15 protein-coding genes are annotated in these 15,179 nt (G+C 68.9%); 10 read left to right on the forward strand and 5 right to left on the reverse strand.

The features are described from left to right. The first annotated feature begins 237 nt into the window (after positions 1-237). From ACZ3HV_RS34770 to ACZ3HV_RS34800, 7 genes are read left to right on the forward strand one after another with little or no spacing between them, the layout of a single operon-like run. A complete protein-coding gene (locus tag ACZ3HV_RS34770) occupies positions 238-1,326 on the forward strand; it encodes a Gfo/Idh/MocA family protein (RefSeq protein WP_360363748.1) in 1,089 nt (362 codons plus the stop codon). After that, positions 1,319-2,062, forward strand: a complete 744-nt coding sequence (locus ACZ3HV_RS34775; RefSeq protein WP_360363746.1) for a ThuA domain-containing protein — start codon at positions 1,319-1,321, stop codon at positions 2,060-2,062. Before ACZ3HV_RS34770 ends, ACZ3HV_RS34775 begins: the two co-directional genes overlap by 8 nt. A gap of 37 nt (positions 2,063-2,099) precedes the next feature. Further along, positions 2,100-3,485 carry a phosphomannomutase/phosphoglucomutase gene (locus ACZ3HV_RS34780; protein WP_465690715.1) on the forward strand — a complete coding sequence of 462 codons (1,386 nt, stop codon included), beginning with the start codon at positions 2,100-2,102 and terminating at the stop codon, positions 3,483-3,485. Beyond that, the gene (locus tag ACZ3HV_RS34785) at positions 3,486-3,695 is read left to right on the forward strand and encodes a Trm112 family protein (RefSeq protein WP_360363742.1); all 210 of its coding nucleotides are present in this window, start codon (positions 3,486-3,488) and stop codon (positions 3,693-3,695) included. Further along, entirely contained in the window at positions 3,695-4,771 is a 1,077-nt protein-coding gene (locus ACZ3HV_RS34790; protein WP_465690717.1) for an SIS domain-containing protein, read from the forward strand. The genes ACZ3HV_RS34785 and ACZ3HV_RS34790 overlap by 1 nt, the downstream gene beginning before the upstream one ends. Beyond that, positions 4,765-5,931 (forward strand): mannose-6-phosphate isomerase, class I, encoded by a 1,167-nt coding sequence (gene manA, locus ACZ3HV_RS34795; RefSeq protein WP_465690719.1) that lies wholly within the window; start codon positions 4,765-4,767, stop codon positions 5,929-5,931. Before ACZ3HV_RS34790 ends, manA begins: the two co-directional genes overlap by 7 nt. A 23-nt stretch (positions 5,932-5,954) precedes the next feature. Beyond that, positions 5,955-6,914: a cation diffusion facilitator family transporter gene (locus tag ACZ3HV_RS34800; RefSeq protein WP_465690721.1), complete on the forward strand. Its 960-nt coding sequence runs from the start codon at positions 5,955-5,957 to the stop codon at positions 6,912-6,914. Here the strand turns inward: ACZ3HV_RS34800 and ACZ3HV_RS34805 are convergent. Then, complete coding sequence (locus tag ACZ3HV_RS34805) at positions 6,911-7,270, reverse strand: MerR family transcriptional regulator (RefSeq protein WP_360363734.1); 360 nt, start codon at positions 7,268-7,270, stop codon at positions 6,911-6,913. The genes ACZ3HV_RS34800 and ACZ3HV_RS34805 overlap by 4 nt on opposite strands. 119 nt (positions 7,271-7,389) lie before the next feature. Here ACZ3HV_RS34805 and ahcY point away from each other — a divergent pair, with 119 nt between their 5' ends. Further along, positions 7,390-8,826 (forward strand): adenosylhomocysteinase, encoded by a 1,437-nt coding sequence (gene ahcY, locus ACZ3HV_RS34810; RefSeq protein WP_360363732.1) that lies wholly within the window; start codon positions 7,390-7,392, stop codon positions 8,824-8,826. Between the two features lie 45 nt (positions 8,827-8,871). Here the strand turns inward: ahcY and ACZ3HV_RS34815 are convergent, their stop codons facing one another. Continuing rightward, positions 8,872-9,819 (reverse strand): RDD family protein, encoded by a 948-nt coding sequence (locus tag ACZ3HV_RS34815; RefSeq protein ID WP_465690723.1) that lies wholly within the window; start codon positions 9,817-9,819, stop codon positions 8,872-8,874. 82 nt (positions 9,820-9,901) lie between these two features. On the opposite strand from ACZ3HV_RS34815, the gene ACZ3HV_RS34820 reads away from it, so the two are divergent. After that, entirely contained in the window at positions 9,902-10,897 is a 996-nt protein-coding gene (locus ACZ3HV_RS34820; RefSeq protein ID WP_465690725.1) for a stage II sporulation protein M, read from the forward strand. A 30-nt stretch (positions 10,898-10,927) separates the two neighbouring features. Next, a complete protein-coding gene (locus tag ACZ3HV_RS34825) occupies positions 10,928-11,707 on the forward strand; it encodes a DUF1206 domain-containing protein (RefSeq protein ID WP_465690727.1) in 780 nt (259 codons plus the stop codon). A gap of 1 nt (position 11,708) precedes the next feature. Here ACZ3HV_RS34825 and ACZ3HV_RS34830 read toward each other — a convergent pair whose 3' ends face one another. The 3 genes from ACZ3HV_RS34830 to ACZ3HV_RS34840 are packed head-to-tail and all read right to left on the reverse strand — an operon-like array spanning position 11,709 to position 14,820. Then, the gene (locus ACZ3HV_RS34830; protein WP_465690729.1) at positions 11,709-13,298 is read right to left on the reverse strand and encodes an ABC transporter permease; all 1,590 of its coding nucleotides are present in this window, start codon (positions 13,296-13,298) and stop codon (positions 11,709-11,711) included. Continuing rightward, entirely contained in the window at positions 13,295-14,209 is a 915-nt protein-coding gene (locus ACZ3HV_RS34835) for an ABC transporter ATP-binding protein (RefSeq protein ID WP_465690731.1), read from the reverse strand. The genes ACZ3HV_RS34830 and ACZ3HV_RS34835 overlap by 4 nt, the downstream gene beginning before the upstream one ends. A gap of 2 nt (positions 14,210-14,211) precedes the next feature. After that, the gene (locus ACZ3HV_RS34840) at positions 14,212-14,820 is read right to left on the reverse strand and encodes a TetR/AcrR family transcriptional regulator (RefSeq protein ID WP_465690733.1); all 609 of its coding nucleotides are present in this window, start codon (positions 14,818-14,820) and stop codon (positions 14,212-14,214) included. Between the last annotated feature and the right edge of the window lie 359 nt (positions 14,821-15,179).

Raw genomic sequence — 15,179 nt, forward strand, 5'->3', positions numbered from 1 at the left:
GGCAACCCCTTGTGCTGGTGGCGTCCCCGCGGACCGACGGCGGCCAGTCCGCGCCAGGCGCGGACAGATCACCCACACATCAAGCAGGAGAGCCGGATATCCCCTCGAATGTTCGGGGTGGGGTGGCGGGCGACACGCCGCCGGCAACCGACCACCCGCACCACTGGTGTTCGAACGTGTTTCGTACTGTGGGAAGGGGTTTGTGACCATCGTTGTCAATGCGAGAGGATCGTCGGTGTGAACGATCAAAAACTGCGCGTCGGAGTTGTCGGGCTGGGATTCGCCGGGCGGACCGCCCTGGAGGCGTTCTCCGAGCTGCCGGATGTCGAGGTGGTCGCGCTGGCCGGGCTGGAGAAGGACATCCTGACCAGCCTGGGCGAGAAGCACGGCGTACCGCATCTCTACGAGAAGTGGGAGGACCTGCTCGAGACCGAGGGCCTGGAAGCGGTCAGCATCGGCACGCCGACGCAGCTGCACGCCCCGATCGCGCTGAAGGCGCTGGAGAAGGGCCTGCACGTGCTGTCGGAGAAGCCGCTGGCCCGGACGGTCGCCGAAGGCACCGCGATGGTCGAGGCCTCCAAGGCGGCCGGCCGGGTGCTCAAGGTCGTCTTCAACCACCGCGAGCGTGGTGACGTCGCGGCGCTGAAGCACCAGATCGACGAGGGTCAGCTGGGCCGGATCTACTACGCGAAGGCGCACTGGATGCGCCGCAACGGCATCCCGGGCATGGGCGGCTGGTTCACCAACCGCGAGCTGTCCGGTGGCGGGCCGCTGATCGACCTCGGCGTCCACATCCTCGATCTCGCGCTGCACCTGATGGGCGAGCCGCAGGTGACCACGGTCTCCGCGGACACCTTCGCCGAGCTCGGTCCGCGCGGCAAGGGCAGCGTGAGCAGCACGGAGCGGCCGACGGTCGACACGCTCGGGTCGAAGTTCGAGGTCGAGGACCTGGCGACGGCGTACCTGCGGTTGCAGGGCGGCGGGGCTCTGCAGCTGGAGACCAGCTGGGCCACCTTCCGCGCGCCGGGCGACAACTTCGGTATCGAGCTGTTCGGCACCGAGGGTGGCGCCAAGATCGAGGTGCAGAACTACACCACGGTCGACACGCTGCGCATCTTCACCGACGTCGCCGGCGTACCGGCCGAGGTGAAGCCCGCGACCGGCGCCGGCCTCGGCCACCGCGCCGTGGTGCGGGAGTTCGTCCGGATCGTCCGCAGCGGCGACTGGGAAGGTCAGAACGGGTCCGAGGCGCTTCTCCGGACCGAGGTCATCGACGCCTGCTACGCCTCGGCGAAGGCGGGACGAGAGGTTGTGCTGCATGACTAACCCGATTCGCGTCACCGTCTGGGGCGAGAACGTGCACGAGGGCCGCGACGAGTCCGTGCGCAAGATCTACCCCGACACCATGCACGGCACCATCGCCGCGGCGCTGCGGACCAAGCTCGGCGAGGACGTCGTCGTCAGGACCGCCACGCTGCAGGACCCGGAGCACGGGCTGACCGAGGAGGTCCTCGCCGACACCGACGTACTTACCTGGTGGGGTCACGCGGCGCACGGCGACGTCGACGACGCGATCGTCGAGCGGGTCCAGCGGCACGTGCTGTCCGGGATGGGCCTGATCGCGCTGCACTCGGCGCACTTCAGCAAGATCTTCATCCGGCTGATGGGCACCACCTGCTCGCTGGACTGGCGGGCCGAGAACGACCGCGAGCTGATCTGGACGGTCGCGGCCGGGCACCCGATCGCGCAGGGCATCCCGCACCCGCTGGTGATCGAGCGCGAGGAGATGTACGGCGAGCTGTTCGACATCCCGCAGCCCGATGAGCTGGTGTTCGTCAGCTCCTTCACCGGCGGCGAGGTGTTCCGCTCCGGCTGCTGCTACCGCCGCGGCCAGGGCCGGGTGTTCTACTTCCGGCCGGGTGACCAGGAGTTCCCGACCTACCACCAGCCGGAGGTCCAGCAGATCATCGCCAACGCGGCCAAGTGGGCGGCTCCTTCGAGCCCGCGGCAGCTGCCGACCGTGCACCACCGCAAGGACATCGGCTGGTTCGACCGAGCCTGAGATACGAATCTCGACGTGGGCCGGATAGGGTCCACGCATGGTTGACGTTGCTGCGATCTTCAAGGCGTACGACGTACGTGGGGTCGTCCCGGACCAGTTGGACGAATCGGTGGCCCGGGCGACCGGCGCCGCGTTCGTCGAGGTCCTGGACGTTCTCGGTGGCCCGGGGGCGGTCGTGGTCGGTTACGACATGCGACCGTCCAGCCCGGGGCTGGCGGCCGCGTTCGCCGAGGGGGTGACCAGCACCGGCGCGGACGTGATCGACATCGGTCTGGCCTCCACCGATCTGCTGTACTTCGCGTCCGGCCGGCTCGACCTGCCCGGCGCGATGTTCACCGCCAGCCACAACCCGGCGAAGTACAACGGCATCAAGATGTGCCGTGCGGGCGCCGCGCCGGTCGGCTCCGACTCGGGCCTGCGCGACATCGCCGACCTGGTCGCCAAGGCCCTGGTCGATGGCCCGGCGACCGGCACCGCGGCGGGCCACGTCCGCCACAAGGACCTGCTCACCGCGTACGCCGACCATCTGCACGCCCTGGTCGACCTGAGCGGGATCCGCCCGCTCAAGGTCGTGGTCGACGCGGGCAACGGCATGGGCGGCCACACCGTCCCGGCCGTCTTCTCGTCCGGACCGGTGACGATCGTCCCCCTGTACTTCGAGCTGGACGGCAACTTCCCGAACCACGAGGCCAACCCGCTGGACCCGAAGAACCTGGTCGACCTGCAGGCCAAGGTCCGCGAGGCCGGCGCCGACCTGGGCCTGGCCTTCGACGGCGACGCCGACCGCTGCTTCGTGGTGGACGAGAAGGGCGACCCGATCTCGCCGAGCGCGATCACCGGGGCGGTCGCCGTCCGGGAGCTGGCCAAGCACCCCGGCTCGACCATCCTGCACAACCTGATCACCTCGAAGGCGGTGCCGGAGCTGATCACCGAGCACGGCGGCACGCCCGTGCGGACCCGGGTCGGGCACTCCAACATCAAGCAGAAGATGGCCGAGACCGACGCGGTGTTCGGCGGCGAGCACTCCGCGCACTACTACTTCCGGGACTTCTGGCGGGCCGACACCGGCATGCTGGCCGCCCTGCACGTGCTGGCCGCGCTCGGTGAGCAGGACAAGCCGGCCAGCGAGCTGTTCGCAGAGTACGAGCGGTACGTCGCATCCGGCGAGCTGAACAACAAGGTCGAGGACGCCGCGGCGACCGTGGCCGCGATCGAAGACACGTACGCCGGCCAGGACGGGATTACCGTTGACCATCTGGACGGTCTGACCGTGTCGGCGGGACAGTGGTGGTTCAACGTCCGTGCGTCGAACACGGAACCGCTGCTGCGGCTGAACGTCGAGGCCGCGGACCGCGCCACCATGGAGCGCGTCCGCGATGAAGTACTGGCCCTGATCACCGGTGCATCGGTGGAGGAGAACTGAATGGCAGTCAATCTGGACCCGGACCTGCTGAGCATCCTGGTCTGCCCGAAGTGCCGGTCGGAGTTCCGCGTGGACGACGAGGCGAACGAGCTGGTCTGCACCAACAGCGCCTGTGCCTTGGCCTACCCGGTCCGGGACGACATCCCGGTGCTGCTGATCGACGAGGCCCGGGACACCCGGGCAGAACAGTCTGAGACCGCGGACAACTGATGAGCCAATTCGACGACACGCGGCTGGATGATCTGGCCGCACTGCGGGCGGCCGACCACCTGCTCCGCCGGCTCGCGATGGCCGGGGCGCGGGTCCGGGCCGAGCTGGAGGCGGCCGAGGAAGCGCTGGCGAAGGTGGAGTCCGACGGCTTCCGGCCGCGGGCCGTCGTGGCCGCCGGCCGGGACGCCCGGCTGGTCCGCGCCGTACTGGAGCCGGTCTGCCCAGTTCCGTTCCTCGCCTGGCCCGGTCCGGGGCTGCCCGGGTGGGCCGGTCCGCTGGACCTGGTGGTCATCCTGAGCGGCGCCACCGAGGACTCGGAGGCGGTGTCGGCCGCCGGTGAAGCGGTCCGGCGGGGCTGCGGTCTGATGGTGGCCACTCCGGCGGACTCACCCGTGGCGATCGCGTCGGCCGGCCTGCGGCACGCCATCCGGCTGCCGTCCCAGTCCGACGACCAGTTGGCGTCGGCTGTCGCCGTACTGCAGGCCCTGCATCAGATGGAGCTCGGTCCGGAGGTGGACCACAAGGCGGTCGCGGCGCAGCTGGACGAGGTCGCGATCGAGTGCTCACCCAACAACGATGTGGCGTCCAACCCGGCCAAGGACCTGGCTCTGGTGCTGGCCGACGCACTACCGCTGGTGTGGGGCGGCTCTGTCCTCGCAGCCCGTGCCGCACGGCGTGTGGTCGAGTCCCTCCGGCTGGCGAGTGGCCGGCCCGCTTTGGCTGCCGACGCGGGCCACCTGCTGCCGGTGCTCAGCCAGCCGCCGCGGGACCTGTTCGCGGACCCGTTCGACAAGCCGGAGGAGCTGCGGCCGGCTCTGATCATCCTCGACGACGGTGTGGACGACCCAGGCGTCGCCGAGCACCGTCGCAAGCTGGAGTCCAAGGCCGAGGCCCACGACGTGCGGGTGCACGTGGTGAGGCAGGCCGACGGCACCGACATCGCCCGGTACGCCGCTCTGAGCCAGCACGGCCGCTATGCCGCGGCGTACCTGGGGATCGGCCTCGGTCGCTACGGTACGGCGACCGATATCGACCCGGACGAGCCAGGGAATCCCTCGGAGGACCCAGCGTGGTAGTGCGGCTGCAGAACACCATCCGGGACTATGCCTGGGGATCGCTGACCGCGCTCCCCGAGCTGATCGGCGTGGAGCCGGACGGCAAGCCTCAGGCCGAGCTGTGGATGGGTGCGCATGAGTCCGCACCGTCGGTGCTCCCGTCCGGTGACTCCTTGTACGACGTTGTGTCCGCCGGGCCCAGCGACGTACTGGGGGCGGAGACGGCAGAGCGTTTCGAGGGCCGGTTCCCGTTCCTGGCCAAGTTGCTGGCGGCCGGGCAGCCACTGTCGATCCAGGCGCACCCGTCGCGGGAACAGGCGATCGACGGGTACGCACGGGACGAGGGCGCCGGGATCCCGCGGGACGCGGCCGACCGGAACTACAAGGACGCCTGGCCGAAGCCGGAGATCCTGATCGCGCTCGAGCCGTTCGACGCGCTGGTCGGGTTCCGGCCGCTGCACAGCACCGTCGCCCTGCTGGACGCGCTGGCACCAGAGGGCTTCGACGAGCTCACGGATCTGCTCCGCAACGGCAAGTTGCAGGACGCGTTCACCCAGTTCATGAGCGCCGACCGGGACTCCATCCGCCCGCTGGTCGCCGCGCTGGGCGAGGCCGTGGCGCGGTACACCGGCAAGGCGTTCGGTTTGGAGCGGGAGTCGCTGGCGAAACTGTGCGCCGACTTCCCGGACGACCCCGGCGTACTCGCCGCCCTGTTGCTGAACCGGGTGCGGCTGCAGCGGTTCGATGCGGTGTATCTGCCGGCTGGGAACGTGCACGCGTATCTGCAGGGGCTCGGGTTCGAGGTGATGGCGAACTCGGACAACGTGTTGCGCGGCGGCCTGACCAGCAAGCACATCGACGTACCGGAGCTGGTGTCGGTGGTCGACTTCGAGCCACTGGCCGATCCGGTGCTGACCGCGACCACGGTGGCTGATGGAGTAGCGACGTACGAGACCGGTTGTGAGTACTTCGCCATCCACCGGGTGGAGCTGGACGGTGACGAGCGGACGGTCGACGGCGCCGGACCGCGGATCATCTGCTGCGTCGCCGGGACGATCGATGCTCTCGGCAAAGAATCCGCTGTGACGTTGTCCACCGGTCAGTCCGCGTTCGCCGCGGGACCCGAGGGACCCTGTATCTTGCGTGGTTCCGGCACGGCGTTCGTCGTGTCCGCGCGCTGATTCCCGACGGAGGACCTGGAGACATGGCTGGTGGCGGTAACAAGGCCGTCGTGGCGGCATTGCTGGCGAACACCGGGATCGCGGTCACCAAGTTCGCCGCCTGGGCGCTGACCCAGTCGGCCTCGATGCTGGCCGAGGCGATCCACTCGCTCGCCGACGCCGGCAACCAGGTGCTGCTGCTGGTCGGCGCCAAGCGGGCCAAGCGGGAAGCCGACGAACTGCACCAGTTCGGGTTCGGCCGGGAACGGTACGTCTACTCGTTCATCGTCGCGATCGTGCTGTTCAGCGTGGGTGGTCTGTTCGCGCTGTACGAGGGCTGGCACAAGGTGCACGATCCGCACCCGATCGAGAACTGGAAGTGGGTCCCGATCGCCGTCCTGCTGATCGCGATCATGATGGAGTCGCTGTCGTTCCGGACCGCGATCGTCGAGGCGAACAAGCTGCGCGGACACGTGTCCTGGACCAGGTTCGTCCGGAACGCGCGGGCGCCGGAGCTGCCGGTGATCCTGCTGGAGGACTTCGCCGCGCTCACCGGTCTGGTGCTGGCGCTGATCGGCGTCAGCCTGACGCTTGCCACCGGCAACGGTGTGTTCGACGGCCTGGGCTCGATGTCGATCGGTGCGCTGCTGGTCTGCGTGGCGATCTTCCTCGCGATCGAGATGAAGTCGCTGCTGCTGGGTGAGTCGGCGACTCGCGAGGCGCAGCAGAAGATCGTCGACGCGATCGAGGGCACCCCGGGGGTGCAGCGGCTGATCCACATCAAGACCCTGCACCTCGGGCCGGAGGAGGTGCTCGTCGCCGCCAAGGTCGGGGTCGAGCCGACCACCGACGCGGCCGTCGTGGCCGAGACCATCGACGCGGCCGAACGCGCCATCCGCGAGGCCGAGCCGACGTCGGTCCACATCTACCTCGAGCCCGACGTCTACCACGAGAACCACGTCCCCGACGAACGCCCCGCGGTCCCTGAGGCACCCTCCCACTAACGCGGTTTGGGTGGGAGGACGCCGGAGCGGCCGAGCCAGCGGAGGGCTCGGTCGCGGTCGATCTGGGACTGGGTGGGCGGCGCGCTGAGGCGGCCGGTGCGGTAGCCGAGGTTGCGGATGTCGGCCGCGACGGACGGTTCCGCGAGTGCCTTGAGGGCGAACGCCAGCGCTGCCGGCGTCACGTCGTACCGGCGTTCGAGGTCCAGTGCGAGCTGGACGGCGGCCAGGTCGCGGTCGTCGTACTGGCGTTGTGCGGTGTGCGCGCCGCGTGAGCGCGGGAGCAGGCCGAGGGCCTCCCGGTAGCGCAGCATGCGCGGGGTGGTGCCCAGTCGGCGGGCGGCCTCGGTGATGCGCATACGACAATCTTGACATTTCAGTGTCAAAAATGGTCCCCCGGCGATCAAACCGGTCGGCTCGGCCCTCTAGGCTCTGGCAGGCAGGAAGCAATCCAAGTCTTCAGGGGAGCGGAACCGGTATGACGTTCGACTACAAGGTGGCGGACCTCGGCCTGGCCGAGTTCGGACGCAAGGAGATCCGGCTGGCCGAGCACGAGATGCCCGGTCTGATGGCGATGCGGGCGCAGTACGGCGAGAGCAAGCCGCTGGCCGGCGCGCGGATCGCCGGATCGCTGCACATGACCGTGCAGACCGCCGTACTGATCGAGACGCTGGTGGCGCTCGGTGCTCAGGTGCGCTGGGCGAGCTGCAACATCTTCTCCACCCAGGACCACGCGGCCGCCGCGATCGCCGTCGGGCCCGAGGGCACGGTGGAGAATCCGGCCGGTGTCCCGGTGTTCGCCTGGAAGGGCGAGACGCTGGAGGAGTACTGGGCCTGCACCGAGCAGATCCTGACCTGGCCCGGTGGTGAGGGCCCGAACATGATCCTCGACGACGGTGGTGACGCCACCATGCTCGTCCACAAGGGCACCGAGTTCGAGAAGGCGGGCGCCGTACCAGATCCGTCGACGGCGGAGTCGGAGGAGTACGGCGTCGTCCTGAAGCTGCTGACCAGGTCGCTGGCGGAGTCCACGGACAAGTGGACCACCATCGGTCAGGGCATCAAGGGTGTCACCGAGGAGACCACGACCGGCGTGCACCGGCTGTACGAGATGCACAAGGCCGGCGCGCTGCTGTTCCCGGCGATCAACGTGAACGACTCGGTGACCAAGTCGAAGTTCGACAACAAGTACGGCTGCCGGCACTCGCTGATCGACGGCATCAACCGGGCCACCGACGTACTGATCGGCGGCAAGGTCGCGGTCGTCTGCGGGTACGGCGACGTCGGCAAGGGCTGCGCGGAGTCGCTGCGTGGTCAGGGCGCCCGGGTGATCGTGACCGAGATCGACCCGATCTGCGCGCTGCAGGCCGCGATGGACGGCTACCAGGTGGCCACACTGGACGATGTGGTCGGGACCGCCGACATCTTCGTCACCACCACCGGCAACAAGGACGTCATCACCGCCGACCACATGGCGGCGATGAAGCACCAGGCGATCGTCGGCAACATCGGCCACTTCGACAACGAGATCGACATGGCCGGGCTGTACAAGACCGCGGGCATCGAGCGGGTCAACATCAAGCCGCAGGTCGACGAGTTCCGGTTCCCCGACGGCCACACGATCATCATCCTGTCCGAGGGCCGGCTGCTGAACCTGGGCAACGCCACCGGGCACCCGTCGTTCGTGATGTCGAACTCCTTCACCAACCAGGTGCTGGCGCAGATCGAGCTGTTCGTGAAGACGGCCGACTACCCGACCGAGGTGTACGTGCTCCCGAAGCACCTCGACGAGATGGTTGCCCGCCTCCACCTCGACGCGCTGGGCGTCCGGCTCACCGAGCTCACCAAGGAGCAGGCGGCGTACCTCGGCGTACCGGTCGAGGGCCCGTACAAGTCCGAGCACTACCGCTACTGATCCCCCCACAGCAAGCGCCCCACCGGTTCGGTGGGGCGCTTTGCTTTATGCCTCGTTGCTGCCCGGAGCTGCCCAGCCGTGGGGGTTGAGGGTGGCTGGGCGGGGCGTGCTGACTGGGGGTGGGGTGAAGGGGCCGGGGACAGGTGGTGGGGGGAGTACGCCGTACGGGCTGGGTGGGGCGAAGGGGCCGGAAGGGACGGCGTACGACGGGGCGAAGGGGCCGGTGTGGACTGGACGCCGGGTGGCCAGGCGGTTGAGTTCCCGGCGGCGGCGTTCGGCCAGTACGGCGGACAGGTACGCCGGTGCGATCAGCGGAATCGGTGGGACGGGCGCCGTGACAGCGGCCACGCGGGTGGCGAGGGCGTCGCCCAGGGTGGTGCGGGCGTCGGGCTGAAGCTCGGTGTAGCGGGCGAGGTAGTCGCGGGAGGCGTTGGCGAGGGCGTCCGACAGCCGCGACAGCTCCAGCGACTGCGCCCACTGGACCAGATGGCCGGGGACGAACAGCGGCGGCGACGCCATCGGCTGGTGGCGTTCGCGGATGACGACAGTGCCGGAGACCATGTCGCCGATCCGCTTGCCCTGCTTGTTCATCAGGCTCGCCACGATCCCCGGGCAGGCTGCGAACCACGGCGCGAAGTCGACGAAGAACCAGAACAGCGTCCGTACCAGCGCGTGCCGGAACCGGATCGAGCTGCCGTCGTCGCGCACCACCTTCAGGCCGAGCACCATCTTGCCCAGCGTCCGGCCGCGGGTCAGCGTCTCCATCACCACCCGGTACCCGACCGCGACCAGCAGGACGACGATGAAGATCAGGGCGACCGCGAGCGCCTCGCTCGCCTCACCGCCGATCAGGAAGCCTGCCAGCAGCGAGATCAGGACGACGAGCACGATGCCCTGCAGGATGACATCGATCGCACATGCCAGCGCCCGCGTCGGCATCCGGGCGATCCGTACCTGGAGAACAACCGCTTCTCCGGTGACCAGCTGAGACACTCTGTCGCCCCCCTCCTGCGTAGACTCCGCGTCCGGTTAGTCTGCCAGCGCAAGGAGCCAGTCCGGTGGAGGAGGTGCGGCGGTGGACGTCGAAGCATTCGTGTCGGTGCACCAGCCGCAGTGGGACCGCCTGGCCTACCTGACCCGCCGCCAGCGCCGGTTGTCCGGCGCCGAGGCGGAAGAACTCGTCACCCTGTACCAGCGCGTGGGCACGCACCTGGCCGCGCTCCGAGCCGCAGGAGCCGACCCGGTCTCGATCGGACGCCTCTCCGGCCTCATCGCGGACGCGCGCGGCGCGGTGACCGGTGCCCAAGCGCCCGTCTGGCGTGACATCTCGAAGTACTTCCTGGTGAGCTTCCCGGCCGCCCTCTACGCGTCCAGACGCTGGTGGATCACCATCGGCCTGCTCTTCTACCTGGTCGCGGCCTGGGCCGCCTGGCGGATCCTCGTGCACCCGGAGGTGATCGACTCGATCGGCACGCCGGCCCAGATCCAGCAACTGGTCGACCACGACTTCGAGTCCTACTACTCGGAGAACCCGGCGCAGGACTTCGCCCTCCGGGTCTGGATCAACAACGCCACTCTGAGTGCCGCCGCACTCGCGCTCGGCATCCTGTTGATCCCGTCGGTCTTCATCCTCTGGGACAACGCCGTCAACCTCGGCGTCAGCGCCGGTCTGATGATCAGCCACGACAAAGGCGGCCTGTTCTTCAGCCTGATCGCGCCGCACGGGTTGCTCGAGCTGACCGCGGTCTTCGTCGCGACCGCGGCCGGCCTCCGGCTCGGCTGGGCCTGGATCGCCCCCGGTGCGCGAACCCGCATGCAAGCGCTCGCCCAAACCGGCCGCGCCACCGTCGGCATGGCGATCGGCCTGGCTGCGATTCTCCTGGTCACGGGTCTGATCGAGGCGTTCGTGACCCCGTTCCTGCCCGGACCGGTCCGGATCAGCATCGGCGTCCTCGCCGAGCTCGCGTTCTTCACCTACGTCTGGACCCTGGGCCGCCGCGCCGCCCGCTCCGGCGAGTACGGCGACATCGACCTCGCCGACCGGGAAGCGACCGCCCCCGTCTCTGCGTAAGCCGTTTCGCTCCTGGGCACCGGATCCGGGGTGAGGAACCAAAGCAGCACTGCCCACGAAGTCAGACACAGCCGCTGGTACGGCGTAGCCGTCACCGTCGGCTTGATCGCGTACGGCGTGGTCTTCCTACTGATCGCGTGGATCGCCCTGCAACTCGCCTGGGGCAAGTCGTCGGAGGAAGCCTCCCAGCAAGGCGCCCTCCAGGAACTGGCCGGCAAACCGGCCGGCGGCGTACTGCTCTGGATCGTCGCCATCGGCCTGTTCGCGCTGGTCATTTGGCGGGTCCTCGACCTCGCCTACGGTCACCTCGACCTGGAGAAGAAGGTGTCGTCGGTGGGACGCGGGGCCGTCTACCTCGTCCTCGGCATCACTGCGGTGAAGGTCGCCGTCGGGTCCGGTGGTTCCAGCACCGGTCAGCAGCGCACCCTCAGCGCGCGCCTGATGGCGCATGGAGGGGGCCGGGCGCTGATCGTCGTGATCGGGCTGGTGATCATCGCCGTCGGTGTCCGCCAGATCTACAAGGCGGTCACGAAGAAGTTCCTCGAGGACCTGGTCGGCGGGGTGTCCGAGGGCACCATCCTGCTCGGCCGGATCGGGTACGCGGCGAAGGGGGTCTCGTTCATCCTCGTCGGCGCCCTGTTCGGGTGGGCGGCGATCGACTACGACCCCCAGAAGGCGGGCGGCCTGGACACCGCGCTGCGCACGGTCAAGGACCAGCCGTTCGGCTCGGTCCTGCTCACCATCCTCGCCCTCGGTCTCGCCGCGTTCGGTATCTACGCCTTCGCCTGGTCCCGCAACGCCCGCACCTGACCTACCCGATCGGTACGTCGCGCCGCCGCAGCCCGACCAGCCCGGCAACGCCCAGTACGGCGGCGATGGCGAGCAGCGTGATCAGCGGACCGGCTGACGTCGAGCCGCCCGGGAGTTGCGGGAGGTGGCTGAACGGCGAGATGTCCCGGACCCAGTCGTCCAGCTCCACACCGGAGCTGACGAGCCCGATCAGGAGGCAGATCGCCGGACCGGCCCACGCGACCGGAGACAGCCGTGGGAACAGACCGAAGATCGCCAGGGTGATCGCGGCCAGCACCCACACGGCCGGAAGCTGCGCCAGTGACGCACCGATCAGTCGCGGCACCTGTCCGCCCACATCACCGATCGCCGACCCGTAGGCGAGTCCTTCGGCCGCACCTGCGACAAGTAGGGCCAGTGCCGGCCCGAGCAGGCTGAAGGCCAGATGGCTCCCGGCCCATTGCAGCCGACTGGTCGCGGTCGCCAGTACCGGTTCCGCCCGTCCGCTGCTCTCCTCGGCCCGCAACCGCAGGGTTGCCTGGACCGCGTACGCCGACGCGATCAGCCCCACGATCGTCATCACCCCGGCCAGGAACGAGTCGATCAGGCCGGCCGAGCCTCCGAGCCGCGCAAAGATCTCCTGGATCTTGGGATCGTCCCGCATCATGTCGCCGACCCCTTCGGCAACGCCGCCGAACAGCAAGCCCAGCAAAGCGAACCCGACCGACCATGCGGCCAACAGCCCGCGGTGCAACCGCCAGGCCAGCGCCAGCGGCGAGCCGAGCTTGCCCTCCGCCGGGCCAAGCCGGGCCGGCAACAGTCCGGCTCCGACATCCCGTCGTACGGACAGATAGAGGGCGACGGCAACGAGTACGACGGTTGCCGCGAGCACCAGAATTCCGAGTCCCCACCGGTTCTCGCCGTACGGGTGAATCCGTTGTGCCCACGCGATCGGCGACAGCCAGGACAGCCAGGCGAGCGGTCCGTCCGTGTGCTCACTGGTGTCGCCCGCGGCCCGCAGCACGTACGTCGCTCCGAGCACACTGATCGCGATTCCCCGAGCGGTCCCGGCGCTCGCGGACAGTTGGGCGGCGACGGCGCCGACCGCCGCGAACAGCCAGCCGGTGACGGCGAACTCGATGCCGATAGCAACGGAGCCGGACCACGGCAGATCCTGACTGTGCATGCCGAGGGCAAGCAGTACGGCGAGCACGAGGTTCGCGCCGAAGGTGGCCAGCAGGGCCGCGGCCAACTGGGCATGGTGGCCGACGACACTCGACCTGAGCAGCTCGCTGCGGCCGGTCTCCTCCTCGACCCGGGTGTGCCGGATCACCGTGAGCAGGCTGATCAGCCCGATCATGACCGGGACGAATCCCAGTCGCCAGGTGACGAACTCACCCAGGCTGGTCCCGGACAGTTCGCCGTACAGGGTGATGAAGCCCGCGTTGTTCGCGTAGTTGCGGCGTGACTCCGCGGTCGGGAACAGGTCGCCGTACGACTGCACGTAGCTGATCGGGATCGCGCACAGCAGGACGATCCACAGGGGCAGGACGATGCGGTCACGGCGCAGGATCAACCGGATCAGCCCGCCGGTGCCGGCCAGGTTCGTCATGTGACGACCTCCGGCTCCCGGTCCTGGTCCGGCTCGTACAGCCGCAGGAACAGTTCCTCCAGCGACGGCGGCTGGCTGACCAGACTCCGTACGCCGATCTCCGTGAGCCGGCGCAGCACCGGGTTGATCTCGTCCGTGTCGACATCGAACCGGACCCGGCCGTCATCCAGCCGCAGGTCGTGGATGCCGTTCAGCCGGGCCAACCCCTCCATCGGCCCGACCAGCTCGGCTTGGATCGACGTACGCGTCAGGTGCCGCAGCTCGGACAGCGTGCCGCTCTCGACCGCCCGTCCGGCCCGGATGATCGTGACCCGGTCGCAGAGTGCCTCGACCTCGGACAGGATGTGGCTGGACAACAGGACGGTCCGGCCGTCCCCTTCGCTCACCTCCTGGACGACCTCGCGGAAGACCTCCTCCATCAACGGGTCCAGGCCGGAGGTGGGCTCGTCGAGCAGCAACAGCTCGACGTCGGAGGCCAGCGCGGCGACCAGCGCAACCTTCTGGCGGTTGCCCTTGGAGTACGTGCGGGCCTTCTTCCGCGGGTCGAGGTCGAAGCGCTCGAGCAGCTCGGCCTTGCGCTTCTTGTCCACCCCGCCGCGCATCCGGCCGAGCAGGTCGATCGCCTCGCCGCCGGACAGATTCGGCCACAGCGTCACGTCGCCGGGGACGTAGGCGAGCCGGCGGTGCAGGGCCGTCGCGTCCGACCAAGGGTCACCGTCCAGCAGCCGTGCGGTGCCGGAGCTTGCCCGGGTCATCCCGAGCAGGATCCGGATCGTGGTGGTCTTCCCCGCGCCGTTCGGGCCGAGGAAGCCGTGCACCTCCCCGGTCCGCACCTCGAGGTCGAGACCGTCCAGGGCGCGGGTCCGCCCGAACGTCTTGACCAGACCTTCCGTGCTGATCGCAGCCGGCATGATCACTTCTCCTCAGAGCGTTTGCGTAGTTGTTCTGCTTGTTCCGGCGTGACCAGCGGGATGGTGAAAACCTCCATCAGCCCCTGGCCGATCCGGGCATACCCCGCCGGTGAGGTGATGTCCTCGCCGAGTGCCTTCGAGACCTGGTCACGGAACACGAAGACGCTCAGCTTGATCGCGGCCAGCGCTGCCGCGTAGGCCCGCCGGTCGCTGGGCTCGATGCCGTAGCTCGTGCTCCACTGCTCGATCGTGTCGACCGCGTCGAGGAACAGCGCGGTCGCGGTCTCCGAGCCGTCCATCATCGAGCGGACCAGATAGAGCTGCAGCGGGAACACCCGCGGATGCAGAGTCGCCGGGTCGAGGCCGGCCACCCCCTCCTGATCGGTCAGCTCCGCGCCGATCTCGGCCATCCGCTCCCGCGCGTACCAGTCGCAGGCGTCGCGCAGCGCTTCCTTCGATCCGAAGTGGTGCCGGACCAGCCCGGACGAGACCCCCGCCTCGGCGGCGATGTCACGGATCGACGCCCCCTCGATACCGCGCTCGCCGAACAGCTTGATCGCCGCGTCCCGAATCCGGGCCCGCGCAGTCAGGTCGTCGACCGGCCGATCCATGTCCTGCTCCTCTCGTTACACACAAAAGCAAACTACTACACGCTCGTGTAGTCAAGTCCCACGCGTGCTTCGCAGGTGCTTGTCTCGTCGCTGCGCTCCTCGACGCGCGTGCTCCGCGCGCTCCCACCCACCCCCCCGGCTCAGCGCCGTGCATCCCTTCCGGCTAGTAAGCAGGGTGTTGCGAGCTACCGCTCGCGGGTGACTGCTTGGCCGATGCCCTCCGACGGGCGGCCGTGGTGATGCGGAGAGCGTGGGCGAACCCCGCTAGCCCGGAAAGAAGATTACTTAAATGTGACGAAGTTTCGTATCTCGTTGACAGGAGAGCGCTTGCTCGTGTGGGGTCCTTCCCAACACACCTA

The sequence above is a fragment of the Kribbella sp. NPDC020701 genome (assembly GCF_055562215.1).

Coding starts and splice junctions, on each gene's coding strand:
- ACZ3HV_RS34775 (WP_360363746.1), top strand. CDS start 1,319: ATGACTAACCCGATTCGCGTCACCGTCTGGGGCGAGAACGTGCACGAG.
- ACZ3HV_RS34780 (WP_465690715.1), top strand. CDS start 2,100: ATGGTTGACGTTGCTGCGATCTTCAAGGCGTACGACGTACGTGGGGTC.
- ACZ3HV_RS34785 (WP_360363742.1), top strand. CDS start 3,486: ATGGCAGTCAATCTGGACCCGGACCTGCTGAGCATCCTGGTCTGCCCG.
- ACZ3HV_RS34790 (WP_465690717.1), top strand. CDS start 3,695: ATGAGCCAATTCGACGACACGCGGCTGGATGATCTGGCCGCACTGCGG.
- ACZ3HV_RS34800 (WP_465690721.1), top strand. CDS start 5,955: ATGGCTGGTGGCGGTAACAAGGCCGTCGTGGCGGCATTGCTGGCGAAC.
- ACZ3HV_RS34805 (WP_360363734.1), bottom strand. CDS start 7,270: ATGCGCATCACCGAGGCCGCCCGCCGACTGGGCACCACCCCGCGCATG.
- ahcY (WP_360363732.1), top strand. CDS start 7,390: ATGACGTTCGACTACAAGGTGGCGGACCTCGGCCTGGCCGAGTTCGGA.
- ACZ3HV_RS34830 (WP_465690729.1), bottom strand. CDS start 13,298: ATGACGAACCTGGCCGGCACCGGCGGGCTGATCCGGTTGATCCTGCGC.
- ACZ3HV_RS34835 (WP_465690731.1), bottom strand. CDS start 14,209: ATGCCGGCTGCGATCAGCACGGAAGGTCTGGTCAAGACGTTCGGGCGG.
- ACZ3HV_RS34840 (WP_465690733.1), bottom strand. CDS start 14,820: ATGGATCGGCCGGTCGACGACCTGACTGCGCGGGCCCGGATTCGGGAC.